We start from the raw sequence: 24,801 nt of genomic DNA on the forward strand, positions 1-24,801 counted from the left end.
CTAAAAGCGCAGGTCAGCCGCGTTGGGCCCAGATGTTGGTGCCGGGGGTGGAGACGGCGAGGGAGTCGATCTCCTTCAACTCGTCCTCCCCGAGCGGCGCGGACGCCAGAGCGGCCACGTTCTCCTCCAGCTGCGGCACGCTCGACGCGCCGATCAGGGCCGAGGTCATCCGGTCGTCGCGGAGCACCCACTTGAGCGCCAGCTGGGCGAGGGACTGCCCGCGGCGGGCCGCGATCCCGTTCAGACCGGTCAGCCGGCGGAGCACCTCGTCCGAGAGCAGGTCCGGGTTGAGGGACTTGCCCTGGGCGGCCCGCGAGTCCGCCGGGATGCCCTTCAGGTACTTGCCGGTCAGCATGCCCTGGGCGAGCGGCGCGAAGGAGATGCAGCCCATGCCGGCGTCCTCCAGGGTGTCCAGCAGCCCGTCCTCCTCCGTCCAGCGGTTGATCATGGAGTAGGAGGGCTGGTGGATGAGCGGGCGCACGCCCATCCCGCGCAGGATCCGCACGGCCTCGGCCGTCTGCTCCGCCGTGTAGGAGGAGACGCCCACGTACAGGGCCTTGCCCTGCTGGACCGCGGACGCGAGGGCGCCCATGGTCTCCTCCAGCGGGGTCTCCGGGTCGAAGCGGTGCGAGTAGAAGATGTCGACGTAGTCCACACCCATCCGCTTCAGCGAGGCGTCGAGCGAGCTGAGCAGGTACTTGCGGCTGCCCCACTCGCCGTACGGCCCGGGGTGCATCAGGTAGCCGGCCTTGGTCGACAGGATCAGCTCGTCGCGGTAGGACGCGAAGTCCTGCGAAAAGATCTTGCCGAAGTTCAGCTCGGCCGAGCCGGGCGGCGGGCCGTAGTTGTTGGCCAGGTCGAAGTGGGTGATGCCGAGGTCGAAGGCCCGGCGGAGGATTGCCCGCTGGGACTCCAGGGACCGGTCGTCACCGAAGTTGTGCCAGAGGCCGAGGGAGATGGCGGGGAGCTTGAGGCCGCTGTGGCCGGTGCGCCGGTACTCCATGGAGTCGTAGCGCGAGGGCTCTGCCCGATAGGGATTGGTATCAGTCACGTTGTCCTCCCTATCACGGACTTGTGACAGACCGAGTTGGGTACCCGATCCCACCGCGCAGTAATGTGGCGGACTCGGGGGAGGGACCGCATTTCGCACGGGGGCAAGGCACGGAGGGGCTGGAAGATCGTGAAGCTGCGCGACCTGGTGTACAGGCTTTACGCACGCCGGGTGGAAGGCCGCCTCGACCATGACGCGGCGCCCAAGCACATCGGCGTCATCCTGGACGGAAACCGCCGCTGGGCGAAGGCGTCCGGAGGAACCACGGAGCAGGGCCACCAGGCCGGCGCCGACAAGATCTCCGAGATGCTGGGCTGGTGCACGGAGACGGACGTCGAGGTCGTCACCCTGTGGATGCTCTCCACGGACAACCTGGACCGGCCGGAGGTCGAGCTCCGCCCGCTGCTGAACATCATCGAGAACACCGTGCGGGGCCTCGCCGCGGACGGCCGCTGGCGCGTCCACCACGTCGGCAACCTCGACATCCTGCCCACCCGGACGCAGACCGTGCTGAAGGAGGCCGAGCAGGCCACCCACGACGTGGACGGAATACTCGTCAACGTCGCCGTCGGCTACGGCGGCCGCCAGGAGATCGCCGACGCGGTGCGCTCGCTGCTGCTGGAGCACGCGCGCAAGGGCACCTCCTTCGAGGAGCTCGCCGAGATCCTCGACATCGACCACATCGCCGAGCACCTCTACACGCGCGGCCAGCCCGACCCGGACCTCGTCATCCGCACCAGCGGCGAGCAGCGGCTGTCCGGATTCATGCTCTGGCAGAGCGCCCACAGCGAGTACTACTTCTGCGAGGTCTTCTGGCCGGCCTTCCGCAAGGTCGACTTCCTGCGGGCCCTGCGCGACTACGCGGCTCGTCACCGGCGCTACGGCACCTGAGTCGGCGTAGGGGATTTTTCGCCTCCCGCGTCCCGCCACCCCCTCCCCTCGAAGCCTTCACCAGGGATTCACCGAGCGTCCGTCATATGCCATGGCATGGCCTGGCTTGTTCGGGGAATATCCCTTTCAGGTCGATGCCCGATCCACGGGTGTCGAGTCTCAGCGGACGGCATGGGGTCGTCCGCCCGGGAGGCCCTTTGCACCAGGACGCACGTGCGGTTCGCACGGACGACGTGGAGGGCCGGAAATCGGCCCTGGCATGGGTGCCGATGACCGGTCCGGTCTTCATGGCCCGACCTCTTCCGAGGGGGTACGTCCTTCCGTGGTGACCAGCACAAAGAGCCGCCTGCCCGACAGGCGGACCTACGTCCTCGACACCAGCGTCCTGCTGGCAGACCCCAACGCGATCTCCCGCTTCGACGAGCACGAGGTCGTGCTCCCGATCGTGGTGATCACCGAGCTGGAGGCAAAGAGGCACCATCCCGAACTCGGCTACTTCGCGCGCCAGGCCCTGCGCCTGCTCGACGACTTCCGGGTTCGCAACGGTCGCCTGGACGCCCCCATCCCGCTGGGCGATCTGGGCGGCACCCTGCGCGTCGAGCTCAACCACTCCGACACGAGCGTCCTGCCCGCCGGCTTCAGGTTGGGGGACAACGACTCGCGGATCCTCGCGGTCGCCCGCAACCTCCAGGCCGAGGGCTACGACGTCACGGTGGTCTCGAAGGATCTCCCGCTGCGCATCAAGGCCTCCTCCGTGGGGCTGATCGCCGAGGAGTACCGCGCGGAGCTCGCGATCACCGACGCCGGCTGGACGGGCATGAGCGACCTCGCCCTCTCCGGGGAACAGGTGGACCTCCTCTACTCGGAGGACCGTCTCTACGTGCCGGAAGCCGCGGAACTGCCCGTGCACACCGGACTGGTCCTGCAGTCCGAGCGCGGCAAGGCCCTGGGCCGGGTCACGGCGGACGGCAACGTCCGGCTCGTACGCGGCGACCGCGAGGCCTTCGGGCTGCACGGCCGCAGCGCCGAGCAGCGCATCGCGCTGGACCTCCTCCTCGACCCCGAGATCGGGATCATCTCGATGGGCGGCCGGGCCGGCACCGGAAAGTCGGCGCTGGCGCTCTGCGCGGGGCTGGAAGCGGTCCTGGAGCGCAGGCAGCACCAGAAGGTGATGGTCTTCCGGCCGCTGTACGCGGTGGGAGGGCAGGACCTCGGCTACCTGCCCGGGGACGCCTCCGAGAAGATGAGCCCCTGGGCGCAGGCGGTCTTCGACACCCTCTCGGCGGTCGCCGGGCGCGAGGTCATCGAGGAGGTGCTGAACCGCGGGATGCTGGAGGTCCTGCCGCTCACGCACATCCGCGGCCGCTCGCTGCACGACGCCTTCGTGATCGTGGACGAGGCGCAGTCGCTGGAGCGCAATGTCCTGCTGACCGTTCTGTCCCGGATCGGGGCCAATTCGCGGGTCGTTCTGACCCACGATGTCGCCCAGCGGGACAACCTGCGGGTCGGCCGGTACGACGGAGTGGTCGCCGTGGTCGAGAAGTTGAAGGGCCACCCGCTCTTCGCGCACATCACGCTGACGCGCTCGGAGCGCTCGCCGATCGCCGCACTGGTCACCGAGATGCTGGAGAACCTCTGACGGTCGTATCGGTCAAAAACCCCATAGCGGGAGGGTGAGTTGGCGCCGCCCGGCAAAGGCCCCAGAGCCTAGCCGGGCGGCGTCGTGCTGCACAGGTCTTTTCCCGAATCGGTGGCGACATGCCAGGTGTGATCTTTCACACGCAGTGGAGAATTGCCTTGCGGTGTGGCGTTCCGGCAGAGTCTGGTTTCCGTCAGGCCCCGCATACGGCACACCTGTATCTCCCGTGAGGTACGCGCAGCACCACAACTCCACAGTCGTTCGCCGTATGCCGCCCGGAGCATCACGCGGCAGTCCCCGCAAGGGGGTTGCCCACGGGCCCGCGCCTCCAGTGACCGTAGAACCACGGAGGCCAGTGTCGAGGGCACTTTTGCGCCCGCGCGGTCACTGCGGACGCTGCTGGAAGGACACCGTGTGAGCCGGATCTCGGTCCGGGGGTTCGCCGTGGCTTCGGCCACCGCGGTAACCACCGTCGGCGCAGTCGTGGGCGTTGCCACCGGCGACCCCACGAACGATCTCGAGACGACCGCGTCCGGCGCGACTCTCCTCGCCGAAATCCCGGTCGGCGACCAGGCAGAGGTCCAGAGCGCGTCCCTGGCGCAGCAGGCCGATGCCATCGCCCACGCCGCCGATGCCGACGCCAAGCGTTCCGCCGAGGAGGCCGCGCGCGTCCAGGCCGCCGAGGACGCCAAGACCAAGAAGGCGGAGGCCGAGAAGGAGAAGGCCGAGGCCGAGGCCAAGCTGAAGAAGGAACGCGAGGAGAAGGAGCAGGTCGCCAGCCGCTCCGCCGCCCGCGACGCCGGGGACTTCGCCCCGCAGAGCTCCTACACGGTCGCCCAGGTCAAGGCCATCGCCCAGCAGATGGTCCCGGCCGGGCAGTTCCAGTGCTTCTCGAACATCATCAACCAGGAATCCACCTGGAACTACAAGGCCGTCAACTCCTCCTCGGGTGCTTACGGTCTGGTCCAGGCGCTGCCCGGTTCGAAGATGGCCTCGGCCGGCGCGGACTGGCGCACCAACCCCGCCACGCAGATCAAGTGGGGTCTGAACTACATGGAAGACCGCTACGGCAGCCCCTGCGGCGCCTGGAGCTTCCACCAGGCCAACGGCTGGTACTAGAGGCACCGCGACGCCACGGGCGCCGCAGCACCGCACAACCCGGGGGAGCCCCGCACCGTCCTACGGTGCGGGGCTCCTCGCGTGTACGGTCTTCGGGGTGAGCCCGTAGACCGGGGGGCGGGGGAAGGAAAGCGACATGGCGAAGAGGGAAGGCTGGCTCGGCCGGCTCGGGAACAAGCTGAACCGGATGGAGGCGCGGCTCAACGAGCGGCGCGCCGAGGTCGAAGCCGAGACCAGTGGTGATCTGCCGCGCCCCGGCGAGCCCGGCTGGGCACCGCAGTCCGGGGCCGCCGGGGCGTCCGCCGCCGGGGCGGCCACCATGACGACCGTTCCCGCGCCGCCCACCTACCCGCCCGTGGTCCCCGCGCCCCACCTCACCGCCCCGGCCGTTCCCGTGCGCCCCGACCCGGCGAGCGTCGTCCCCTGGGGGATGCGCGTCGCCGCCGAGGCCAGCTGGCGGCTGCTGCTGCTCGCCGGGATGCTCTGGGTGCTGATGAAGGTGATCAGCGAAGTCCGCCTGGTCGTCCTCGCCTTCGCCGCCGCCATGCTCGTCACCGCGATGCTCCAGCCCTTCGTGGTCCGGCTGCGCAGACTGGGCCTGCCGCGCGGACTGGCCACGGCCGTCACGGCGATCCTCGGCTTCGTGGTCATCGGGCTCGTCGGCTGGTTCGTGGTCTGGCAGGTGATGGAGAACCTCGACGACCTCTCCGACCGGGTCCGCGACGGCATCAACGAGCTCAAGCTCTGGGCACTGGACAGTCCGTTCCATGTGACCGAGAAGCAGATCAACGACATCGCGAAGAACCTCAGCGAGACCATCGGCACCAACACCGAGCAGATCACCTCCGCCGGACTGCAGGGCGTCACCGTGCTCGTCGAGGTCCTGACGGGCATCCTGCTCGCGATGTTCTCCACGCTCTTCCTGATGTACGACGGCAAGCGCATCTGGAACTGGGCGCTGGGCCTGGTCCCCGCCGCGGCCCGCGCCGGTGTCGCCGGCGCCGGTCCGCGCGCCTGGCGCACGCTGACCGCGTACGTGCGCGGCACGGTCATCGTCGCCCTCATCGACGCCATCTTCATCGGCCTCGGCATCTACTTCCTGGACGTGCCGATGGCGGTTCCGCTGGCCGTCTTCATCTTCCTGTTCGCCTTCATCCCGCTGGTCGGCGCCGTGGTGTCGGGAGCCCTCGCGGTGGTCGTGGCGCTCGTGACCCAGGGCGTGTTCACCGCCCTGATGGTGCTGCTGGTGGTCCTCGCGGTGCAGCAGATCGAGGGCCACGTGCTCCAGCCCTTCATCCTCGGCCGGGCCGTACGGGTGCACCCGCTCGCGGTGGTGCTCTCGGTGGCCGCCGGCGGCATGATCGCGGGCATCGGCGGAGCGGTCGTCGCGGTGCCGCTGGTGGCCGTCACCAACACGGTGGTGGGCTACCTGAAGGCGTACTCGCGCGAGCAGCACCACCTCGGCTCCGGAATGATCGGCCCCGCCCCGCACGGTTCGACGGCCCTGAGCGTGGCCCCCGGGGACGAGGGGCACGTCACACCCTGACCGTCCCCCCGGAACCGAATCTTCCGGCGATCTGGGCTGCGATGATCGAATTCATTCGCGTGCCGACGGCATCGCAGGGAGAACAGGAACACGGGGGACAGGCATGATCAGCGATCCGGAGTTCGGCGGGGAATGGCAGACCGAGGCCCTGGAACCCACCGGGCCCGCGCGCGCGTCGGGCGGTCCGGGCCCGGGCCCGAGGCCGTGGCTGTGGGCGCTGGGCGGCATCGTGGTCGCGTCGGCGGTGTGGGGCGGCGGGCTGTACGCCTTCGGGGACCGGTCGGCCGAGCCGGAGATCGCCTACCGGGCACCCAAGAACCTGTGCCAGGACTTCAGGGCCGGGGCGCTGAGCGGGATCACCGGGGACATGCACGCGAAGAAGCCTGTGAACCTGGAGAGCGACCACCGGGCCGTGTACACGGCCCGGTGCGGCCTGGCGAACGCGGGGAAGGACGGGGTGGCCCCGGACTTCGACGTGATCGCCCAGGTCGCCCTGCACAAGAAGACCGATCCCTCGGCCGAGTTCGACGCGACGGACCTGCGCACCATCGCCTACGCGGGCGGCGTGCGCACGGCGGCGGTGCCGGACCTCGGGGAGCGTGCCGTGATGAACGTGATGTCCGGCGACACCTGGCTGATCCTCAAAGTGCTCGACGGCGGCGCGGTGTTCACCCTCGAGGCGGGCGCGAACACCTTCGCGGAGACGAACGGCCGACCGGCCACCGACGCCGACGCGGTCCAGGCGGCGATGATCGAGGACATGCGCGAGCTGCTGTCGGCACTGAAGAAGTAGGGGCGGGGATGATCACCGAGCCGGAGCTGGACGGGGAGTGGGAGCCGGCCGGGCCGCCCGAGGTCGTGCAGGACACCGAGGTGCGCGGGGCGCGGGCACCGCGCCGGCCGTGGCAGTTGATCGCGGCGGCGGTGGTGGCCACCTCCGCGCTGTGGGCGGGCGGACTGTACGCCTTCGGGGACCGGATGGGTGAGCCGGAGATCCGCTACCGGGTCACGGACGACATCTGCGGCCAGTTCAAGGCCCCGGCCCTGGACGGAGTGCTGGGAGGCCTTTCGTCCGTCACACCGGAGAAGGGCAGCCGGCATCCGGCGCTGGACTGGGCGAGGTGCTCCCGAGGCAGCGACAGGCCGGCCCCCACCAGGAACGCCCATGCGATGGCCACGGTCGAGCTGCACAAGAAGACCGATCCGGCGGTCGAGTTCGCGCTCGACACCCCGATCAGCCGGCGATACGGCGACGAGGCCGGGTGGGAGTCGGTGCCCGGCCTCGGGCAGGAGGCCGTAGTCACCGCTGCCGGGCCCGGTGACGATCTCCAGCTGCGGGTCCGGGACGGCGGCGCGGTGTTCACGGTCACCGTGATGGTCTTCGAGGAGACGAGCGGGTCCGGCACCGGGGCGGAGGTCCCGCCCGCCCCCGACCGGGACGCCCTGGTGGCCGCGGCCGTCGAGGACGCGCGGGCGCTGATGACCGCTCTGCGCAAGGGCTGACGACGCAGGGCCCCGCGACCGTGTCCGGTCGCGGGGCCCTGCGTCTTCGTACGGGGTGCCGTTACTCGCCGGCGAGGGCGGCCTCGGCGTCGAGGGTGACGCCGACGGCCTGGATCACCGAGGCGATCTTGAAGGCCTCCTGGATCGTCTCGCGGTCGACGCCGGCCTTGCGCAGGACCTGCTCGTGCGAGTCCAGGCACTGGCCGCAGCCGTTGATCGCGGAGACCGCGAGCGACCACAGCTCGAAGTCGATCTTCTCCACGCCCGGGTTGCCGATGACGTTCATCCGCAGGCCCGCGCGCAGCGTGCCGTACTCCGGGTCGGAGAGCAGGTGCCGCGTGCGGTAGAAGACGTTGTTCATCGCCATGACCGCGGCCGCGGACTTGGCGGCGGTGTACGCCTCCGGCGAGAGGTTCGCCTTCGCCTCGGGCTCCAGCTCACGCAGGACGATGGCCGAGCGGGCGGCGATCGCGCAGGACAGGACGGTGCCCCACAGCTGCTGCTGCGGGAGGTCGCTGTTGCCGATGACCGAACCGAGGTTCAGCTTCAGGTCCTTGGCGAAGTCCGGTATGGCCGACTTCAGGGAGTCGAGGGACATACGTCACTCACCGGCCAGCAGCGCGCCGGCGTCGATGGTGGCCTCACCCTTGTTCCAGTTGCACGGGCACAGCTCGTCGGTCTGCAGGGCGTCGAGGACCCGCAGGACCTCCTTGGGGTTACGGCCCACGGAACCGGCGGTCACCATCGAGAACTGGATCTCGTTGTTCGGGTCCACGATGAAGACGGCGCGCATCGGGAGGCCGTCCTCGCCCAGGATGCCCAGCTCGGCCGACAGCTCGCGCTTGATGTCGGACATCATCGGGAAGGGCAGGTCACGCAGGTCGGCGTGGTCCTTGCGCCAGGCGTGGTGCACGTACTCGGAGTCGAGCGAGAAGCCGAGGACCTGCGCGTCGCGGTCGGCGAACTCGTCGTTCAGCTTGCCGAAGGCGGCGATCTCGGTCGGGCACACGAAGGTGAAGTCCAGCGGCCACGCGAAGACGACCTTCCACTTGCCCTCGTAGGTCTTGTGGTCGATCTGCGTGAACTCGCTGCCGGCCTCGAGCGAGACACAAGCGGTCAGGTCGAAGGCGGGGAACTTGTCACCAACAGTGAGCACGCGCTCTCCTTAAGGAGTGGAAAATAACCCTTTTGGGGGTTTTCCGATGGGGTTGGACGTATCTCACATGCTGACACACCTGCATTGATTACAGAAATAGCTACTCTTGTGCCGGGTGATCGGAGGTACCTATCAGTGGCTGTCAGTAGTAGGGGAACGAAGCAACCGACGCTCGCGCAGCTGCGCGCCTTCGCGGCCGTCGCCGAGCACCTGCACTTCCGGGACGCCGCCGCGGCCATCGGCATGAGCCAGCCCGCGCTCTCCGGAGCCGTCTCCGCCCTGGAGGAGGCCCTCGGGGTGCAGCTGCTGGAGCGCACCACCCGCAAGGTGCTGCTCTCCCCGGCGGGCGAGCGGATCGCGGCCCGCGTACAGGTGGTCCTCGACGCCATGGGCGGGCTGCTGGAGGAGGCCGAGGCGGTACGGGCGCCCTTCACCGGGGTCCTGCGGCTCGGGGTGATCCCCACGGTGGCGCCGTACCTGCTGCCGACCGTGCTCGGGCTCTTCCACCGGCGCTACCCGCGGATGGACCTCCAGGTGCACGAGGAGCAGACCGCCTCGCTGCTGGAGGGCCTCGGCGGCGGGCGCCTGGACCTGCTCCTGCTGGCGGTGCCGCTCGGGGTCCCGGGGGTGACCGAACTGCCCCTCTTCGACGAGGACTTCGTCCTGCTCGCGCCCCGGGAGCACGCACTGGCCGGGCGCCGGGACATCCCGCTGGAGGAACTGCGCGGACTGCAGCTGCTGCTGCTCGACGAGGGGCACTGCCTGCGGGACCAGGCCCTCGACATCTGCCGGGAGGCGGGCCGGACGACCGGTGCGGACGTCACGACGACCGCGGCCGGGCTGTCCACCCTCGTACAACTGGTCGCAGGGGGACTGGGGGTGACGCTGTTGCCGCGCACCGCGCTGCGGCTGGAGACGGCCCGCAACGAGTACCTGTCCACCGGGTACTTCACCGAGCCCGCCCCCTCCCGCCGGATCGCCCTGGCCATGCGCACCGGGACCGCCCGGCAGGAGGAGTTCGGGGCGATCGCCGCCGCGCTGCGCGAAGCCGTGCGCCCGCTCCCGGTCTGGCCCACCGACTAGGGGGCCGTCCCGGGAACGGGCGGACGGGGTTCAGGGTTCAGGAGGGCGCCGGGATCACTCCGTACGCAGGCCGTCCGGGCGCATCAGCCGCAGCAGCGGCGGCAGGCTGAGCAGGGTCACCACGACCACCACGCCCGCGCCGGCCGCGGTCATCCCGAGCACCGACGCCCAGTCGATCCGGACGGGCTGGGCGGCCATGCTCATCAGGACGGCGCCCAGCCCCGTGCCGACCCCGGCCGCGAGCACCAGGCCGAGCACGATCGGCACGGCCGTCTGCCACAGCACCGACAGGCTCAGCGTGGAGCGCTTGGTGCCGAAGGCGACCAGGGAGGACAGCAGCCGCCGGCGCTCGCGCAACTGCTCCAGCTGGGAGACGAGCAGGCTGCCGCCGATCAGGACCAGGACGGCGGTGGCGCCGAAGAACAGCCCCGTGCGGATCGAGGAGAAGCCGGCGGCCTGCGTGGAGTGCCGCAGCGTCATCGCCGTGACGAGCGGGTCCGCCTTGAACACGGCGTTGCGCGCCCGGTCCAGGGCGTCCGGACCCGATTCGTCGACCTGGACGAAGATCCGGGCGTCCGGGAAGGCACCGATCTCCTTCGGCGCGGCCGACGGCGTCACCAGCAGGCCGGTGCGCAGGTGCCCGGCGGGATCCTCCCGGCTGGGGACCGTACGGGCGCCGGCCGGGAGGAGCCACTTCGCCGGAGCGGGCCGGTCGGCCGTTCCGGCCTCGGACGCGTACATCCTGACGTTGCCGACGAACAGCTCGTCACCGGGCTTCGCCGTGCCCCCGTAGGGGCTCCACGCACCCTGCGGGTCCTGCGGGGCCGGTGCGGTGGAGCCGGTCAGCACGAAGGCGTCGCCGTCCTTGCAGGAGTCGAGCGCCGCGACCTCACCGAGCGCGTCGCAGGTGCCGATGGTCACCTCGACCGTCTGCTCCGTCGCGGGCAGTTGGTGGGCGGCCTGCGCGGTGGTCAGCGGAACGGCGCGGGTGACGCCCGGTACGGCGGCGATCCGCTGCGCGAGCTCGTCCATGCGCATCTGCGTCTCGCGGGTCACCATGACCGCGACGGTGGCCCTGCCGGGATCCTGGCCGGTCGACTTGGTGTAATCGCCCTCGACGCCCGCGAAGAGCATCTGGAGGGCGATGGCGCCCGCGACGGCCACCGCGATGCCGTTGACGAGGCGGGCGGCGGCGCCGCTGTTGACCTGGAGCCGGCGCACGGCCAGCTGCCAGGAGACCGGGCCGCCGGACACCTTCGCGACGAACCGTTCCAGCAGCCAGGGCAGCAGCACGGTGATCCCGACCAGCAGCAGCACCACACCTGCGCCGACCTGCCACTGGTTGAACCTGCCGTGGTCGTTGCCGCGACCGCCCATGGGCACCAGCAGGCCGAGCCCGATCAGCGGGAGCAGCAGCCGCCACCAGACGCGGCGCCGGGAGGGCCTGGCCGTACGGACGACGCCCAGCGGCTCGATGACCACGCTGCGCAGCGCGAACAGGGTCACGGCCACCGCCGCCGCGGGCACCGCGAGGGCGACCAGGGTGGCGAGCCAGGGCGCCGGGTCGAGGTCGGCGGGGAAGACGCTGCGCTGCCGGAGGCTGACGCTGCCGACCAGGGAGCGGCCGACGGCGAAGAAGCCGCTGCCCAGCACCAGTCCGACCAGGGAGCCGGCCAGCGCCTCGCCGGCCGCGATCCGGCGCACCATCCGGCTGTCGGCGCCGACCAGTCGCAGTGTGGCGAGCCGCCGGTCGCGCCGGTCCCCGCCGAAGCGGACGGCGGTGGCGATGAACACGGCGACGGGCATCAGCAGGGCGACGAAGGTCAGGACGACCATCAGCATGAGCACGGGGTCCAGGCCCTCGCGGTCCGCCTCGTAGCCGAAGGTGGTGACGCGTTCGACGCGGTAGTCCTCGGGGCCGCTCTTCTCCAGGGTGTCGCTGCCCAGGTAGAAGAACAGCTCGCCGGGGCCGACCAGGCCGGGGTCGCCGATGAGCTCGCTGACCCGCGCGTCCAGCCGCTCGCGCAGCAGGGCGCCGTCGGAGGACTTCAGCAGTGCGTCGAGCGCCGGGGAGATGGCCATCTCGCCCGGCCCCGGAATCCGCTTCAGGCCGGGCGGCAGCGGGGCGTGCGGACCCTCGGCCCGGAGCACGTGCCCCTCGATGTCCGTGTGCCGGTACGTCTGGCCGGTACGGGCGATCAGCAGGGTGTCGGGGCCGGGGGCGTCGGCGGTCTCGGAGCTCATCGTCGACCGCGCGTCGCCGCGCTCGTAGCGCGCGGCGAGGGCGCCGGGGATGGCGGTGCTGATCAGCAGCAGTGCGACGCCGAGACCGACGCCGACGCCGGTGAGCAGGGTGCGGATCCACCCCTCGCGGCCGCCGCCGAAGGCGAAGCGGGCGCCCATGCCGAGGTCGCGGGTCCAGACCTGGAGCCGGCTCATACGATGCGCTCCATGTCGCGGGACCTGCCGTCGCGTACGACGATCTCGCGGTCGGAGTAGGCGGCCACGCGCGTCTCGTGCGTCACGAGGACGACGGCGGCGTTCGCGGACCGGGCGGCCTCGGTGAGCAGCTGCATGACGAGTTCGCCGTTGAGGGAGTCGAGGGCTCCGGTGGGTTCGTCGGCGAAGACCACCCGGGGGCCGGTGACGAGGGCGCGGGCGACGGCCACGCGCTGCCCCTGGCCGCCGGATATCTCGCCGGGCCTCTTGGCGCCGAGGTCCTCCACCTGGAGCTGCTCCATGCGGTGCAGGGCGATGCGTTCGGCCTCCTTGCGCTTGACGCCGGTCAGGCGCAGCGGGAGGGCGACGTTCTCCACGCAGGTCAGCTCCGGTACGAGCTGGCCGAACTGGAAGACGAAGCCGAACTCGGTGCGGCGCAGCGCGCTGCGCTCGGCGTCGCTCATGGAGGTGAGCTCGCGGCCGGCGTAGGTGATGGAGCCGGAGTCGGGCGGGACGATGCCCGCGAGGCAGTGCAGCAGGGTCGACTTGCCCGAACCCGAAGGGCCCATGACGGCGACGACCTCGCCGGCGTGGATGGAGAACTCGGCGCCGTCGAGGGCGTCGGTGCTCCCGTACGCCTTGCGCAGGTCCGTGGCCGCGAGCAGCGAGCCGGCCGGGGGCGTCATCGGCCCACCTCCCGCGCGAGCTGGTCGAGACGGGCCGCGGTGAGCTCCAGCCACCGCAGGTCCGCCTCCAGGTGGAAGAGGGCGTGGTCGCACACGAGCTGGTCGGCGATGTCCCCCTTGCGCTTGCGCTGGGTGAGGATGCGCATGAGGCGCAGGTGCTCGGCGCGTTGGGTGTCCAGCAGCTCGTCGGCGCGGCGGCCGGTGAGCAGGGCGAGGACGACCTTCGTGTAGAGGGTCGAGTGGAGGTAGGGCTCGGGCTTCTCGGGCTCGGCGAGCCAGGTCTCGACGTCGGTGATGCCGGCGTCGGTGATGGCGTACCGCTTGCGGTCGGGGCCGCCGCCGCTCTCGATCCCGTCGACCTCGACGAGGCCGTTCTTCAGGAGGCGGGACATGGTCGAGTAGACCTGCCCGTACGCGAGGGGGCGGTCGTGGCCGAACTTCTCGTCGAAGGTGCGCTTGAGGTCGTAGCCGTGGCGCGGGCCGGCCTCGAGGAGGCCCAGGAGGGTGTGACCGATGGACATGACCGCGACTCTACACCGTGTGTATACGCGGAGTGTATAGAGGGCGGGGGTGAGCCCGACGGGGGTGTTCGGGGCGGGGCGCGGAACGCCGCACGCCCGGTGGGGCCGGATGGCCGGCCCCACCGGGCGTGCGGGTCACTCGGTGGGCTTGGGAGGGCGTCCCCGGCGCGGGATGGGGCCGGGGGCCGAGGGGAGGCGTCCGGCCTCGGCGAGGGCCCGGCGGAGCAGGAACTCGATCTGCGCGTTGGCGCTGCGCAGTTCCTCGCCCGCCCAGCGGGCCAGCGCGTCGTACACCTGCGGGTCGAGCCGCAGCAGCACCTGCTTGCGCGCCTGCCGGCCCGCCGGCTTCTCCTCGCCGCCGGGGGTCACTGGTAGAGGGTTCCCGTGTTGACCACCGGCTGGGCGGCGCGGTCGCCGCACAGGACGACCATCAGGTTCGAGACCATGGCCGCCTTGCGCTCCGGGTCCAGGTCCACGATGTCCTGCTCCGCCAGTCGGGTCAGTGCCAGTTCGACCATGCCCACCGCGCCCTCCACGATCTGCTTGCGGGCCGCCACGACCGCGCCCGCCTGCTGGCGCTGGAGCATCGCGGAGGCGATCTCCGGAGCGTACGCGAGGTGCGTGAACCGGGACTCGATGATGTGGACACCGGCCGCGTCGACGCGGTCGCGCAGCTCCGCCGCCAGCTTCTCGGTGATCTCCTCGGCGTTCCCGCGCAGCGACAGGCCGCCTTCCTCGTGGGCGTCGTAGGGGTACTCGATGGCGATGTGCCGGACCGCCGCCTCGGCCTGGGTCTCGACGAACTCCGTGAAGTCCTCGACCTCGAAGGTGGCGCGGGCCGTGTCCTCGACCCGCCACACCACGACCGCCGCCAGCTCGATCGGGTTGCCGTAGGCGTCGTTGACCTTCAGGACGGCGGTCTCGTGATTGCGCACGCGGGTGGAGATCCGCTCGCGGGAGGTCAGCGGGTTGACCCAGCGCAGCCCGTCGGTGCGGATGGTGCCCCGGTAGCGGCCGAACAGCTGGACGACCCGGGCCTCGCCCGGCGCCACCGTGTTCAGCCCGCACATCGCGAACGTGGAGACGAGGCTCAGGAGTACGCCGAGGGTTATCAGGGCCGCCTTGGCCGCGGTGGCCGTGGCCAGCGAGCCGGCCACGACGAGGCCCGCGCTCGCCAGCAGACCCAGCAGGCCGAGCAGCAGCGCCAGTCCGCCGCCGACGCTGTGCGCGGTGAACTCCCGTACTCCGTCAGGGGTGGCGTTTTTGTTTGTCATCATTTGCCCCGTTTCTCAGCTCACGGCCGGTCGGGCCGTCTAGCAAAGTGATATCACTTTTTTGCGCTTCGGCAACCCTTCGGCTTAGGTGAGCGTCGGTTCCCATGACGGGGGTGCTGATTCTCACGTCCGAAATGACCATAATTAGTCATGGTTGGCCAACTTTTGTCACAGCCTGCGGTGTTAGCTTTCTGAGCTGACGTCGGGGGGGTAATCGAGCGGAGCGGGAGCGATGGGCCGAGCAGAAGTGCGTAAGGCGCAGCAGCAGCGCGGTGCGCGGCGTGCGCCGAGCGGACGCGCGCAGGGCACCGAGGGAAGCGGAAGTACCGGCAAACGCACGGGTATACGCCGCTTCTTCACCTGGAAGAAGATCCTGGGCACGTTCTTCGGGCTGGCCCTGCTCGGCATGGGCGCACTCGTCGCGCTGTACTTCTACGTCGACGAGCCGGACCCGAACAAGCAGGCGCTCCAGCAGAGCAACGTCTACAAGTACTCAGACGGCACGATCATGGCCCAGAAGGGCAAGGTCAACCGCGAGATCCTGCCGATCGACAAGATCCCGATGGACGTGCAGGAGGCGTTCATCGCGATCGAGAACAGGTCCTTCCGCAGCGACCAGGGCGTGGACTTCAAGGGTCTGGCCCGCGGTCTGTGGAACACGGCCACCGGGCGGGGCAAGGCCGGTGGCTCCACGATCACCCAGCAGTACGTCAAGAACTACTACCTGACCCAGGATCAGACGGTGAGCCGCAAGCTCAAGGAGCTGGTGATCTCCCTCAAGGTCGATCAGAGCAAGGAGAAGCCCGAGATCCTCGCGGGCTACCTGAACACCAGCTACTTCGGACGCGGCGCGTACGGCATCCAGGCGGCAGCCCAGGCCTACTACGGCGTCGACGCCAGCCAGTTGACGCTGGAGCAGGGCGCCTACCTCGCCACCCTCGTCCAGGCGCCCAGCCAGTACGACTGGTCGACCGCCAGCGAAGAGACCAAGAAGCGGATCATGATCCGCTACAACGCCACCTTCGTGAACATGGTCGAGAACGGCAAGCTCGACGAGGCCAAGCGCAAGACGCTGAAGCTCGTCGAGCCGCAGCCGCCGCAGCCGCCGACCGGCATGGACGGCCAGAAGGGCTACCTCGTCCAGGCGGCCGAGGCCGAGCTCAACGCCCAGGGCGTCGAGCGGAAGCTGATCGACGCCGGCGGCTGGACCTTCACGCTGAACATCGACGCCAAGAAGCAGGAAGCGCTGGAGAAGGCCGTCCAGGACGAGCTGGAGTCCAAGCTCGACCGCAAGGACACCAAGGGCAAGCCCCAGGACCAGAGCGTCCAGGCCGGCGCCACCTCCGTGGACCCGAAGACCGGCGCGATCGTCGCGATGTACGGCGGTACGAGCCTGAAGGACCACTGGTCGAGCAACGCCCTGCGCAAGGACTACCAGCCGGGCTCGACCTTCAAGCCGATCGTGCTCGCCTCCGCGCTGGAGAACGGCGCGAAGACCCAGGACGAGAAGCCGATCACGCCGAACGCGCTCTACGACGGCACCAGCAAGCGCCCCGTCGTCGGCAGCGACATCCCCTTCGCCCCGCAGAACCAGGAGGACCGCAACTTCGGCAACCCGATGATGACGGTCCAGGAGGCGACCAACTACTCGGTCAACTCCGTCTACGCGCAGATGATCGTGGACGTCGAGCCGCGCAACGTGAAGAAGACGGCCCTGGCCCTCGGCATGAAGGACCGCGAGGGCTGGCCCGAGGACAAGCCGGCCATGTCGCTCGGCACCATGAGCGCCAACACCGTGGAAATGGCGGGCGTCTACGCCACCTTCGACAACCACGGCAAGAAGGTCACGCCGACCATCATCAAGAAGGCCGAGCACAAGGACCGCGAGGTCGAGCCGGCCCAGCCCATCGGCTCCCAGGCCATCAGCCGCAAGACCGCCGACACCGTCACCAAGGTGCTCACGGGCGTCGTCAACGACGACGGCGGCTCCGGCAACAAGGTCCGCAGCAGCGCCTACGAGGCCGCGGGCAAGACCGGTACCACCGAGAACAACGTCTCCGGCTGGTTCTCCGGGTTCACCCCCGAGCTGGTCACCGTCGTCGCGATCTTCGGCGAGGAGCCCGTCACCGCCAAGCAGGTCACCCTGACCGGTACGGCCGGCCTCGGCCGACTGGGCGGTTCCAGCTTCCCGGCCTCGATCTGGAAGGCGTACACGCTCGCCGTCCTCAAGGGCAACGCGGGCAAGTTCCAGCTGAGCGAGGCGGAGATGGGCGCCGTGCAGACGCCGTCCCGCAGCGCCTCGCCGACGCCGTCGACGTCGCCGTCCTCCAGCGCCCCGGCGGCCACCACCAGCCCGACGCAGTCCCCGACGACGTCCCCGACGCCCACGGCGACCAAGACGACCACGACGTCGCCGACCCCGACGACGCCGACCCCGACGCCCACGGCGACCAAGAGCGGCGGTCCCAAGCCGCCGGACCCGCCGCTGCTGCCCGAGAACTAGGCACTCCCGGCACACGAAAGGACCGCCGCCCCGCAGCCTGCCAAGGCTTGCGGGGCGGCGGTCCTTTCGCGTGCCGCGCGATCAGCGACGCTCGGGCGTCCCCGGCAGCGTCAGCTCGAACCAGACGACCTTTCCGCTGCTGAGCCGTGTCGCACCCCAGCGCCGGGCCATCCGGTTGACCAGGAACAGGCCGCGGCCGCCCTCGTCGGTGTCCCGCGCCCGCCGCTGGCGCGGCAGCTGCGGCGAGTCGTCACCGACCTCGCAGCGCAGGACGTCCGTACGCAGCAGACGCAGGGTCACGGGCCGCTCCGCGTACCGGACGGCATTGGTGACCACCTCGCTGACCAGCAGCTCCAGCGAGTCGCTCAGCTCCTCCAGACCCCACCGGGTCAGGGCGCGGCGGGCGAACCGGCGGGCCCGGCCCGGGGCGGTCTCCTCCGGGTCCAGGAACCAGTACGCGACGTCGCTGGGCGCGATCCCGTCGAACCGGGCCGCGAGCAGCGCGATGTCGTCGTCCCGGTCACCGGGGCCGAGCATGTCCAGGACGTCGTCGCAGAGCGCCTCCAGCGGCGGCGGGTGGTCCAGGCCCGTCAGCTGGGCGGTGGTGGCCAGGCGCTCGCGCAGCTGCTCGATGCCGGTCCACACGTCCCGCAGGCGCGATTCCACCAGGCCGTCGGTGTACAGCAGCAGGGTGCCCCCGGCGGGCGCGTCCAGCTCCACGGCCTCGAAGTCGACGCCGCCGACGCCGATGGGGGCGCCGGGAGGCACGCGGAGCACCTCCGCGCGGCCGCCCAGGTGCAGCAGGACCGGCGGCGGATGACCCGCGTTGGCGATGGTGATCCGGTGCGCGACGGGATCGTAGACGGCGTACAGGCAGGTGGCCATGCGGTCGGAGCCGAGGCGCTGGGCCTGCTCGTCCAGGTGGTGCAGGACCTCGGCGGGCGGCAGGTCCAGCTGCGCGAGGGTCTGCGCGGTGGTGCGCAGCTGGCCCATGATCGCGGCGGAGGTCATGGAGTGGCCCATGACGTCGCCCACGACGAGCGCGACGCGGCTGCCCGGCAGCGGTATGGCGTCGTACCAGTCGCCGCCGACCCGTGCCGTCTCGGCGGCGGGCAGGTAGCGGGAGGCGAGCCGCACCCCCGTGGGCTGCGGGAGGCCGTCGGGCAGCATCGTGCGCTGCAGCTCGTCGGCGATGTACGCCTCACGGCCGTACAGGACGGCCTTGTCGATGCCCAGCGCCGTGTGGGTGGCCAGCTGGGCGGCGACCAGGAGGTCGTTCTGCTCGAAGGCGGGACGCTCGGGGCTGCGCAGGAAGACGGCGGCGCCGATCACCCGGCGGCGGCCGCGCAGGGGCGCGAGGACGGCCCGGTTGCCGCGCGGCAGCGGGTGGTCCACGCCGAGCAGCTCGGGCAGCGCGGCCCGGGCGGCGGCGGAGGACCCGAAGACGGGCCGTACGCCGCGCAGCACCTCGGCGAGCGCGCCGCCGGGCCGGATCTCGCACAGCTCGGCCGCGGGCAGGTCACCCTGCGGGCCGACCAGCGGCAACTGGCTGAAGTCGAGCTCGCCGGTGGCCCCCGCGGCCCCGGCGAGGTCCATCCCCGCGCCGATGGTGCTGCTGATGTCCGTCAGGTCGTCGATCGGCCGGAGCCGGTCGGTGCGCCGGAGCCTTAAAACGACCGGGCCGACGGGCCGCTCGTCCCCGACCGGGAGCGGGTCGCGCAGGTAGACGAGGATGGCGTCCGAGAAGGTCGGCACGGTGGCCCGGCACAGGCCGAGCACGATCTCGTCGAGGTCGATGCCGCGGGCGATGCGCCTCGTCGCGGCGCCGACGAAGCGCAGCCGGTCCCCCTCGCGGCGCGCCGCGGTCGCCTCTCCGGCGGGCACGGCGCCACCACCCCCGTGGCGTCCGGCTCCGCCGTCACCGCCCGCGATCGGGCCGGCCACGGGGTCTTCGCCGTCATCGCCGATGTCGTCGCTCCCGCCGCGCGGGCGCGGGGCCTCGGCGGGACCACCGTGCCCGGCCGCGCCGGCCGACGCGTCGAGGGCGTCGGCGCCGGGCTGGGGACGCGCGCTCCGGCCGGGCTCGGCCGCGGCCGGCACCTCGCCGGAGGCGGCGGTGTTGCGGCGGGGCCGGGGGAGCCCGGCGCCGCCGCCCGCGCCCGCCGCGGAGCGGGCCGCGCGCGCGTCGGAGGCCGCGGCGGCGCTGCCGCCCGGCTCCGCGCCCGGCGCATGCGTGCGTACGGCCTCGGTGGCGGCGATGGGCGCCTTGCCGTGGCCGGCCTCGTCCGTACCTCCGCCGGAGGCGACGGGCTGCGGGCCCTCCTGGGAGGTGGGGTACTCCGTCACGCGTGGATTTCCGTCCGTTTGCGCTCGATGTGCGCTGCACTCAACTCGGTCAGTCGCGGTATACCCGCTCAGCGGCCCGGGCACCATCACCCCGAGGTTCCTGCCCCAAACTTCTCTCCCAACCTCCGGCCGGGAGGTGCCCTGACGGACCCCCGCCCCTCGTCGCCTCTCGTCGTGCGTCCGACCTCCGGTCAGATCCCGTGTGCGGAGCGGCACTTGCCCGGTGGTGCGGCGACCGCACCGTCCCGCGCGCGTGACCTCGTGGAGGACGATCCTACGTTTGAACCCTGGGGGCGCATCAAGGGTCTCATGAGGTCATATGCGCCGGGGTGGTGTCCCAGTCATCCGGAAGGGCCGGAATCCTCCAGGCCGGATCCGGCCGCCAGTCCTCCCAGCCGCCGGAGAAGGGGGCTCCCCATTCCTCGATCACACCGACGGCGGCCCGGCCCGACTCCCGCACCCGGTCCGCCTGCTCACGGTCCATCAGGCCGCAGCGCTGCGCCTGCTCGAACTCGTCCTCGTCCAGCCACTTCCAACTGCGGTCCGGGTAGACGGCGATGTCCAGGAAGTGGTCCACGGAATCCACCCCGCCGGCCCAGCGCGAGCGCGGCTCCTCCAGGTTCACGTACCAGTTCTTGAACTGCCAGCCGGGGCCCCAGAACAGCCACACCGACCAGGAGTCCCCGGGCCGGGCCAGTTTCAGGACACCGCCGCCGAACCAGCGCGACCGTACGGTCGTCCGCTGCGCCGTGTAGCGGGTGGCGAGCGGTTCCGCGTGGACGGAGGTGCCGTCGGCGAGGACCGGCTTGACGCACTCGGTGCCGGGGGCCATCCACACCGCCAGCAGCTCGTCGGTGTCCTGGACCACGGTCACCGGGCGGCAGATGTGGACCGGGCCCTTCGGCCCCGGGGCGTGATCGCGGTAGCGCCAGAGGATCTGCTCCCCGGGCGCCCAGCGCGGACCCCGCGCGGGGCTCCGCGGCGCGCTCCGCGCCGCGGAGGGCCCGGGCTTGGAAGTACCTGTCATGCGCAGATCTTAGGGCGGGGGTCCCCGCGCCCGCTGCGGCGCAGGTCACCGGGGGGTTCGGCGGGGACAATCGACCGGATCCGGACCCCGCCCGCGGGCGCGGCCGCAGGGGTCAGGGATGCGTCATCCGCAGCACGTCGAGGGCCTCGTCGAGCTGCTCCAGGGTGAGGGCGCCGCGCTCCACGTAACCGGACTCCAGGACCACCTCCCTGATCGTCCTGCGCTCGGCGAGGGACCTCTTGGCGACCTTGGCGGCCTCCTCGTAGCCGATGTAGCGGTTGAGCGGGGTGACCACGGAGGGCGAGGACTCGGCGTATTCCCTGGCCCGGGCCTCGTTGGCGGTGATCCCGTCGATCGTGCGGTCGGCCAGCAGGCGGCTCGCACTGCCGAGCAGCCGGATCGATTCGAGGAGGTTCCTGGCCATCACCGGGAGCATCACGTTCAGCTCGAAATTGCCGGCCGCGCCCGCCACGGCGACGGTCGCGTCGTTCCCCATGACCTGTGCGGCGACCATCAGGACGGCCTCCGGGACCACCGGATTGACCTTCCCGGGCATGATCGAGGAGCCCGGCTGGAGATCCGGGAGATTGATTTCGGCCAAACCGGTGCGCGGTCCGGAAGCCATCCAGCGGAGGTCGTTGGAGATCTTGGTGAGCGAGACGGCGATGGTGCGGAGCATCCCGGAGGTTTCCACGAGGGCGTCCCTGGCCCCCTGCGCCTCGAAGTGGTCGCGGGCCTCGGTCAGCGGCAGCCCGGTCGTGTCGGCGACCTCGGCGATCACCGCGGCGGAGAAGCCGGGCGGGGTGTTGATGCCGGTGCCCACCGCGGTGCCGCCCAGCGGCAGCTCGGCCAGCCGGGGCAGGGCCGCCCGCAGCCGCTCGGCGCCGTAGCGGACCTGGGCGGCGTACCCGCCGAACTCCTGGCCGAGGGTGACCGGGGTGGCGTCCATCAGGTGGGTCCGCCCGGCCTTGACGACCTGCGCGAACTCGGCGGCCTTGCGCTCCAGCGCGGCCGCCAGGTGCTCCAGGGCGGGGATCAGCTCGCCGGTGACGGCGGCGGTGGCGGCGATGTGGATGGACGACGGGAACACGTCGTTCGAGCTCTGCGAGGCGTTGACGTGGTCGTTGGGGTGGACCTCGCGGCCCAGGCGCTCGGTGGCCAGGGTGGCGATCACCTCGTTGGTGTTCATGTTGGACGAGGTTCCGGAGCCGGTCTGGAAGACGTCCACGGGGAAGTGGTCGTCCCAGCGGCCGTCCGCGACCTCGGCGGCGGCGGAGCGGATCGCGTCGGCGACGTCCTGGTCCACCACGCCGAGCTTCGCGTTCACCACGGCCGCGGCGGCCTTGATCCGGGCGAGCGCCTCGATGTGGGCGCGCTCCAACCGCTGCCCGGAGACGGGGAAGTTCTCCACCGCGCGCTGGGTCTGGGCCCGCCATTTGGCGTGCCGGGGCACCCGTACGTCGCCCATGGAATCGTGCTCGGTCCGGAACGCGTCGTCCTGCTGGTCATCCGTCATTTCTGTGACCTCCTCGAGAAGTTGAGCAATTGTCTTGTTCGAAGTGTTCCCAACTCCCCTACCGGCCAGTAAATACCGGGGGTAACACCCAGATCCGGGGAGGCGTTCCATGGCACGTGCCCGTACCAGACCCATGCTCAGATCTACCTTCGCGGCCGCCGCGGCGATCGCGGCCGCCCTGGGGGGTGTCACCGCCGTCACCCCCTTGGCCCAGGCGGCACCCGCCCCCGGGGCGGTCGTCGTGCCGCTGTCGCCCGAGCTGGAGGCCGTCCGCGCAGCGGAGGCGACCAAGATCTACGGAGATCCTGCCCCACGTCCGATGGGCGAGCGCAAAACCGGCTTGATCTCGCTGGGCGACAGCGAGATTTCGGGCGAAGGCGTCGGCGACTACGACCCCGCGACCAACACGCCGAACAACCAGTGCCACCGCTCGCCCGACGCGGCGATCCACCGCACCGGCATACCGGCCGACCTGACCTTCAACGTCGCCTGCTCCGGCGGCTACACCGGCAACATCAGGATCGGCGGCACCAAGCAGTACGCCGACGAGCTGGTGCAGAGCGACAACCTGGCCGTCAAGGCGCGCAACACGAGGATCAAGATGGTCCTGCTGGTCGCCGGAGCCAACGACGACCTGCAGTTCGGCCCGGTCATGACCGACTGCGTGACCCGCTGGGTGCTCATTCAGGGCACCTGCGAGCCCAAGTACGGGCCCGGCTGGCAGGCGCGCGTCGACGGCCTGAAACCCAAGGTCGAAGCCACGGTCGCGGACCTCAGGACCGTCATGCGCGACGCCGGCTACGCCGACTCCGACTACAAGCTCGTCGTGATGGGCTACCCCAGCCCCATCGGGCCCGACTTCTACGACAACCCGAACTTCCCCGGCAAGCTGCCCGGCGGCTGCGCCGGCTACGACTCCGACGCGGCCTGGGGCCGCAACCACGCGGTGCCCGCCTTCGAGAAGGGCATGCGTGCGGCGGCCCTCGCCTCCGGCGCGCTCTACCTGGACAACTCGCGGCTCTTCCACGGCCACGAGGTCTGCATGGAGGACACCTGGGCCCGCGGCCTCTACCTGGACCTCGGGGACCACTTCCCGTGGGACGAGAACACCGCCCGCCAGTCCTTCCACCCCAACTACCGCGGCCACGGCGCCTTCGCGTCGTGCCTGACCCAGTTCTACGGCTCGGGCCTGCGCGAGGCCTCCTGCGCCGACCCCGCGAGCACCGGGACGCCCGTCCTGCAGGCCGGAGCCTGGGACGACGGGTTCAAGGCCCTCAAGAACGAGGCGACCGGCAACTGCCTCGACTCCTTCGGCGGCGCCAGCGCGAACGGGACCGAGGTCGTCGGCTGGGACTGCCACGGCGGCCGCAACCAGGGCTGGTGGTACGACGGCGTCCGCAGGTCCGTCCACGTCGAACTGACCCAGGACCGCTGCCTCGACGTCCCCGGCGCCAACCACGGCTCCGGCACCGGCCTGATCATCTGGAACTGCCACGGCGGCGCGAACCAGCAGTTCGTCCGCGACGGCGCCACCCTCCGCCCCGCCGCCGCCCCGGGCATGTGCCTGACGGTGGCCGCCGCCCACGAGCCGCTGCGCCTGCAGACCTGCAACGGGTCCGCCGGCCAGCGCTTCGTGTGACCGCCCCGCACCCGCAGACCCCCCACGCCCGGCCGGCGCACCCCGGCCGGGTGTTTCCATGCCGGGCCGCCGCACCGACCGGTCGCCGGTCAGCGGCCCCCGAGCTGCTCCCGTACCTGCCGGGGCCGGTTGGTGATGATCGTGTCCACGCCGAGCCGTACGCACAGCTCCACGTCCTCGGGCTCGTCGACCGTCCACACCCGCACCCGCAGCCCCTTGGCCTTCAGCCGCCCCACCAGCCCCGGATCCGCGCGCACCAGGTCGATGCCCGGCCCAGCGTGCCCCGCGAACGGCGGCCGGAGCGGCCGCAGACGCCGCTCGATCAGGTAGACGGCCGGCAGACCGGGCGCGAGCCGGTTCAGCCTGATCAGCGCGTTGCGCGAGAAGCTCATCACCTCGACCAGGCCCGCCCGGCCGTCCGCCAGCCCGTGGTCCTTCAGGACCCGTACGAGCTCGGCCTCCAGACGGCCGCCGGCCCGGGTGGGGTGCTTGGTCTCCACGGCCAGCCCGACGGGCCGGCCGGCGGCCAGCGCCTCCTTCAGCAGGTCCTCGAAGAGCAGCACCCGCGCCCCGCGGTGCTCCGCGCCCTTCCAGCCGCCGAAGTCCAGGGCGGACAGCTCCTCGTACGTCATCTCCGACACCACCCCGCGCCCGTCGGAGGTGCGCTCCACGGTCCGGTCGTGCACACAGACCAGCTTGTGGTCGGCGGTGAGCCGCACGTCGCACTCGAGGGCGTCGGCGCCGTCCGCGATGGCCTGCCGGTAGGCGGCGAGGGTGTGCTCGGGGTGCTCGTGGGAGGCCCCGCGGTGGGCGACCACCCGGACGGCGCGGGCGGTACGGAACTGCGTGTGCGTCATGCCCC

21 protein-coding genes are annotated in these 24,801 nt (G+C 71.2%); 9 read left to right on the forward strand and 12 right to left on the reverse strand.

All coding sequences use genetic code 11. The annotated features are described in order from the left end of the window. Positions 1 to 13: 13 nt before the first annotated feature. Positions 14 to 1,051 carry an L-glyceraldehyde 3-phosphate reductase gene (mgrA, locus tag ACXNSR_RS24670; protein ID WP_202199943.1) on the reverse strand — a complete coding sequence of 346 codons (1,038 nt, stop codon included), beginning with the start codon at positions 1,049 to 1,051 and terminating at the stop codon, positions 14 to 16. A 129-nt stretch (positions 1,052 to 1,180) separates the two neighbouring features. Between mgrA and ACXNSR_RS24675 the strand changes: the two genes are divergently transcribed. The 6 genes from ACXNSR_RS24675 (at position 1,181) to ACXNSR_RS24700 (ending at position 7,749) form a co-directional block, all read left to right on the forward strand. Then, the gene (locus ACXNSR_RS24675) at positions 1,181 to 1,942 is read left to right on the forward strand and encodes an isoprenyl transferase (RefSeq protein WP_150259000.1); all 762 of its coding nucleotides are present in this window, start codon (positions 1,181 to 1,183) and stop codon (positions 1,940 to 1,942) included. A gap of 322 nt (positions 1,943 to 2,264) precedes the next feature. Next, positions 2,265 to 3,581 (forward strand): PhoH family protein, encoded by a 1,317-nt coding sequence (locus ACXNSR_RS24680; protein WP_030011185.1) that lies wholly within the window; start codon positions 2,265 to 2,267, stop codon positions 3,579 to 3,581. Between the two features lie 414 nt (positions 3,582 to 3,995). Next, on the forward strand, positions 3,996 to 4,700 hold the full coding sequence (locus ACXNSR_RS24685) for an aggregation-promoting factor C-terminal-like domain-containing protein (protein WP_458637646.1): 705 nt from the start codon (positions 3,996 to 3,998) through the stop codon (positions 4,698 to 4,700). A 136-nt stretch (positions 4,701 to 4,836) separates the two neighbouring features. Next, positions 4,837 to 6,246, forward strand: coding sequence for an AI-2E family transporter (locus ACXNSR_RS24690; RefSeq protein ID WP_458637647.1), 1,410 nt, complete (start codon positions 4,837 to 4,839; stop codon positions 6,244 to 6,246). A gap of 103 nt (positions 6,247 to 6,349) precedes the next feature. Beyond that, the gene (locus tag ACXNSR_RS24695) at positions 6,350 to 7,039 is read left to right on the forward strand and encodes a hypothetical protein (protein ID WP_458637648.1); all 690 of its coding nucleotides are present in this window, start codon (positions 6,350 to 6,352) and stop codon (positions 7,037 to 7,039) included. Between the two features lie 8 nt (positions 7,040 to 7,047). Further along, positions 7,048 to 7,749: a hypothetical protein gene (locus ACXNSR_RS24700; RefSeq protein ID WP_458637649.1), complete on the forward strand. Its 702-nt coding sequence runs from the start codon at positions 7,048 to 7,050 to the stop codon at positions 7,747 to 7,749. 61 nt (positions 7,750 to 7,810) lie between these two features. On the opposite strand, the gene ACXNSR_RS24705 is transcribed toward ACXNSR_RS24700, so the two are convergent. After that, positions 7,811 to 8,347 (reverse strand): alkyl hydroperoxide reductase, encoded by a 537-nt coding sequence (locus ACXNSR_RS24705; RefSeq protein WP_382518461.1) that lies wholly within the window; start codon positions 8,345 to 8,347, stop codon positions 7,811 to 7,813. A gap of 3 nt (positions 8,348 to 8,350) precedes the next feature. Then, the gene (locus tag ACXNSR_RS24710; RefSeq protein WP_458637650.1) at positions 8,351 to 8,905 is read right to left on the reverse strand and encodes a peroxiredoxin; all 555 of its coding nucleotides are present in this window, start codon (positions 8,903 to 8,905) and stop codon (positions 8,351 to 8,353) included. Positions 8,906 to 9,040: 135 nt separating this feature from the next. Here ACXNSR_RS24710 and ACXNSR_RS24715 point away from each other — a divergent pair, with 135 nt between their 5' ends. Continuing rightward, positions 9,041 to 9,988 (forward strand): hydrogen peroxide-inducible genes activator, encoded by a 948-nt coding sequence (locus tag ACXNSR_RS24715; RefSeq protein WP_458637651.1) that lies wholly within the window; start codon positions 9,041 to 9,043, stop codon positions 9,986 to 9,988. A gap of 54 nt (positions 9,989 to 10,042) precedes the next feature. Here the strand turns inward: ACXNSR_RS24715 and ACXNSR_RS24720 are convergent, their stop codons facing one another. The 5 genes from ACXNSR_RS24720 to ACXNSR_RS24740 all read right to left on the reverse strand — a co-directional run bounded on the left by ACXNSR_RS24720 (position 10,043) and on the right by ACXNSR_RS24740 (position 14,908). Beyond that, entirely contained in the window at positions 10,043 to 12,427 is a 2,385-nt protein-coding gene (locus ACXNSR_RS24720; protein WP_458637652.1) for an ABC transporter permease, read from the reverse strand. After that, entirely contained in the window at positions 12,424 to 13,113 is a 690-nt protein-coding gene (locus ACXNSR_RS24725; RefSeq protein ID WP_458637653.1) for an ABC transporter ATP-binding protein, read from the reverse strand. The genes ACXNSR_RS24720 and ACXNSR_RS24725 overlap by 4 nt, the downstream gene beginning before the upstream one ends. Further along, the gene (locus ACXNSR_RS24730) at positions 13,110 to 13,634 is read right to left on the reverse strand and encodes a PadR family transcriptional regulator (RefSeq protein WP_458637654.1); all 525 of its coding nucleotides are present in this window, start codon (positions 13,632 to 13,634) and stop codon (positions 13,110 to 13,112) included. Before ACXNSR_RS24730 ends, ACXNSR_RS24725 begins: the two co-directional genes overlap by 4 nt. A 135-nt stretch (positions 13,635 to 13,769) precedes the next feature. Continuing rightward, positions 13,770 to 14,003, reverse strand: a complete 234-nt coding sequence (locus ACXNSR_RS24735; RefSeq protein ID WP_030010967.1) for a type II toxin-antitoxin system antitoxin — start codon at positions 14,001 to 14,003, stop codon at positions 13,770 to 13,772. Beyond that, positions 14,000 to 14,908: an SPFH domain-containing protein gene (locus ACXNSR_RS24740; RefSeq protein ID WP_458643381.1), complete on the reverse strand. Its 909-nt coding sequence runs from the start codon at positions 14,906 to 14,908 to the stop codon at positions 14,000 to 14,002. Before ACXNSR_RS24740 ends, ACXNSR_RS24735 begins: the two co-directional genes overlap by 4 nt. Before the next feature lie 232 nt (positions 14,909 to 15,140). Here ACXNSR_RS24740 and ACXNSR_RS24745 point away from each other — a divergent pair, with 232 nt between their 5' ends. Next, complete coding sequence (locus ACXNSR_RS24745; protein ID WP_458637655.1) at positions 15,141 to 17,411, forward strand: transglycosylase domain-containing protein; 2,271 nt, start codon at positions 15,141 to 15,143, stop codon at positions 17,409 to 17,411. 81 nt (positions 17,412 to 17,492) lie between these two features. On the opposite strand, the gene ACXNSR_RS24750 is transcribed toward ACXNSR_RS24745, so the two are convergent. The 3 genes from ACXNSR_RS24750 to ACXNSR_RS24760 form a co-directional block, all read right to left on the reverse strand. Further along, entirely contained in the window at positions 17,493 to 19,757 is a 2,265-nt protein-coding gene (locus tag ACXNSR_RS24750; RefSeq protein ID WP_458637656.1) for a SpoIIE family protein phosphatase, read from the reverse strand. 307 nt (positions 19,758 to 20,064) lie between these two features. Further along, positions 20,065 to 20,784, reverse strand: a complete 720-nt coding sequence (gene fomD, locus ACXNSR_RS24755; RefSeq protein WP_458637657.1) for a cytidylyl-2-hydroxypropylphosphonate hydrolase — start codon at positions 20,782 to 20,784, stop codon at positions 20,065 to 20,067. Positions 20,785 to 20,896: 112 nt separating this feature from the next. Continuing rightward, complete coding sequence (locus ACXNSR_RS24760) at positions 20,897 to 22,300, reverse strand: class II fumarate hydratase (protein WP_458637658.1); 1,404 nt, start codon at positions 22,298 to 22,300, stop codon at positions 20,897 to 20,899. Between the two features lie 133 nt (positions 22,301 to 22,433). On the opposite strand from ACXNSR_RS24760, the gene ACXNSR_RS24765 reads away from it, so the two are divergent. Further along, positions 22,434 to 23,939: a ricin-type beta-trefoil lectin domain protein gene (locus ACXNSR_RS24765; RefSeq protein WP_458637659.1), complete on the forward strand. Its 1,506-nt coding sequence runs from the start codon at positions 22,434 to 22,436 to the stop codon at positions 23,937 to 23,939. Between the two features lie 89 nt (positions 23,940 to 24,028). Here ACXNSR_RS24765 and ACXNSR_RS24770 read toward each other — a convergent pair whose 3' ends face one another. Then, positions 24,029 to 24,796: a glycerophosphodiester phosphodiesterase gene (locus tag ACXNSR_RS24770; protein WP_458637660.1), complete on the reverse strand. Its 768-nt coding sequence runs from the start codon at positions 24,794 to 24,796 to the stop codon at positions 24,029 to 24,031. Between the last annotated feature and the right edge of the window lie 5 nt (positions 24,797 to 24,801).

Source organism: Streptomyces sp. NC-S4 (genome assembly GCF_054353315.1).

Coding starts and splice junctions, on each gene's coding strand:
- ACXNSR_RS24690 (WP_458637647.1), top strand. CDS start 4,837: ATGGCGAAGAGGGAAGGCTGGCTCGGCCGGCTCGGGAACAAGCTGAAC.
- ACXNSR_RS24740 (WP_458643381.1), bottom strand. CDS start 14,908: ATGACAAACAAAAACGCCACCCCTGACGGAGTACGGGAGTTCACCGCG.
- fomD (WP_458637657.1), bottom strand. CDS start 20,784: ATGACAGGTACTTCCAAGCCCGGGCCCTCCGCGGCGCGGAGCGCGCCG.
- ACXNSR_RS24720 (WP_458637652.1), bottom strand. CDS start 12,427: ATGAGCCGGCTCCAGGTCTGGACCCGCGACCTCGGCATGGGCGCCCGC.
- ACXNSR_RS24700 (WP_458637649.1), top strand. CDS start 7,048: ATGATCACCGAGCCGGAGCTGGACGGGGAGTGGGAGCCGGCCGGGCCG.
- ACXNSR_RS24695 (WP_458637648.1), top strand. CDS start 6,350: ATGATCAGCGATCCGGAGTTCGGCGGGGAATGGCAGACCGAGGCCCTG.
- ACXNSR_RS24730 (WP_458637654.1), bottom strand. CDS start 13,634: ATGTCCATCGGTCACACCCTCCTGGGCCTCCTCGAGGCCGGCCCGCGC.
- ACXNSR_RS24760 (WP_458637658.1), bottom strand. CDS start 22,300: ATGACGGATGACCAGCAGGACGACGCGTTCCGGACCGAGCACGATTCC.
- ACXNSR_RS24765 (WP_458637659.1), top strand. CDS start 22,434: ATGCTCAGATCTACCTTCGCGGCCGCCGCGGCGATCGCGGCCGCCCTG.
- ACXNSR_RS24705 (WP_382518461.1), bottom strand. CDS start 8,347: ATGTCCCTCGACTCCCTGAAGTCGGCCATACCGGACTTCGCCAAGGAC.
- ACXNSR_RS24745 (WP_458637655.1), top strand. CDS start 15,141: ATGGGCCGAGCAGAAGTGCGTAAGGCGCAGCAGCAGCGCGGTGCGCGG.
- ACXNSR_RS24725 (WP_458637653.1), bottom strand. CDS start 13,113: ATGACGCCCCCGGCCGGCTCGCTGCTCGCGGCCACGGACCTGCGCAAG.
- ACXNSR_RS24770 (WP_458637660.1), bottom strand. CDS start 24,796: ATGACGCACACGCAGTTCCGTACCGCCCGCGCCGTCCGGGTGGTCGCC.